Source organism: Robiginitalea sp. (assembly GCF_049588695.1).
Lineage (GTDB): Bacteria > Bacteroidota > Bacteroidia > Flavobacteriales > Flavobacteriaceae > Robiginitalea.
Window position 1 is genome coordinate 1 of sequence record NZ_JBAVZJ010000446.1, and the last position, 1,564, is coordinate 1,564.

Genomic DNA, 1,564 nt, shown 5'->3' on the forward strand with positions numbered 1-1,564 from the left:
ATTGATGCCAATCTGGGCGATACCATTGTCTGGAGGGGGGTCTCCACCTCATCCCCGGATCATACCGTCGAGATTCGGGCCATCAACCATCAGGGGAATCAAGGGGGCAGGGACATTTTTGGTTCCAACCGCCTTGGGGGGGAGAATGGTGAAGTTCGCGGGACCATCCGCTACAGGACCGAAGCAGGAACCGTTTATAAATACAAGATTCAATTCAGGGTGTATATCAATGGCAGTAGAAAAAGGGGTACCTTTAATATTGATCCAAAGATAAGGGTGGTTGGCCAATAATATAAGTCTAACCATTTCCAACTATTTTCAAGGCATTTATGAATCATAAAGACTCCAGGATCTTAAGGAAATATTCAATGGTCCTTTTTGGGGCCTTGTTTTTTGGTAACTTCCAGGGGTTCGCCCAACAGCCCGTGAACGTCGACAGTCTCGAACAGGTTTACCTGCAAGGCAACTTTGCATCCACGGACAGCCTGGAGACACTGAATTCCCTATTGATACATCTTCAGGATCCTCAAAAGGTACTCAGCTATAGTGAGGCCTTTATTGAGGTTGCGAAACGACAGGATTCCACCCAAAGGTTGTTTCAGGGCTACCTTCAAAAAGGAAATGGCCTTGCCCGGCTTGGGAATCCGCTAGATGCCCTGGAAAACTATTTTGAAGCGGCCAACTATGCGGATGAAAGTGGGAACGAAGGCGCACTTGGCAGCGTATATGTAACCATTGCCGATACGTACTCGTTGAATAAAAATAATGGCAATGCCAGGGAATACTATCACCGGGCCATTGCATTGCTTCGCCAAACGGACGACTCCCTCTCCCTCTCCACAGGGCTGGCCAATGCCGGGGATTTTTATTATAGCATGGGGCAACTGGATTCTGCCCTGATGTACTTCGAGGAAGCAGGTCCTATTTTTGAGGCCCTGGAATTTCGTCTTGGAACAGGTTATTATTTGGGATCCCTGGGTATGGTTTATGGGAAACAGGGAAAACCCGATGCAGCCCTTGAAAAATTAAATGAATGCCTTGTGATTCTGGAAGCAGAAGGGGATTACTATGGAGTTTCTGCCTTCCTGCCTTTTGTTTCAGATATCTACGAGGAAAAAGGGGATTATCGAACGGCCATAAAACATTCCGAAAAAAGTTTGGACATCGCCGTTACATACGGTTTAAAGGAACAGATCCGGGACGCCAATCTACAGCTTTCCAAATTGTATGAATTATTGGGTGACCCCGGGAAGTCCCTGAAATACTATAAGGATTACACCACCTATAAAGACAGCCTTAGCAATATCGGATTAGTACAGCAAATGGCCCGGCTCCGGACCAACTTTGAGGTCGACCAAAAACAATCCGAAGTCAACCTGTTAGAGAAAGAAGCAGAAATCAGCGAATTGCGGGAGAGGCGGCAGGATGTCGCGCTATATATCGCCCTGGGAATAGTCATTTTTGCCCTTGCCCTGGCCTATGGCCTGTTCAGGCGGTATAAATATATCCGGAGGACCCGTGATGTGATCGAAAAAGAAAAAGCGCGTTCGGATGACCTGTTAAA

General features: G+C 47.1%; 2 protein-coding genes. Both read left to right on the top strand.

Annotation, left to right across the window (positions count from 1 at the left end; all coding sequences use genetic code 11):
• Window positions 1-291 (top strand): hypothetical protein (locus WBV75_RS10555; protein ID WP_424120575.1); only part of this gene is annotated, 291 nt, incomplete at its 5' end.
• A 38-nt stretch (window positions 292-329) separates the two neighbouring features.
• A partial coding sequence (locus WBV75_RS10560) for a tetratricopeptide repeat protein (protein ID WP_424120576.1) occupies window positions 330-1,564 on the top strand: 1,235 nt, incomplete at its 3' end.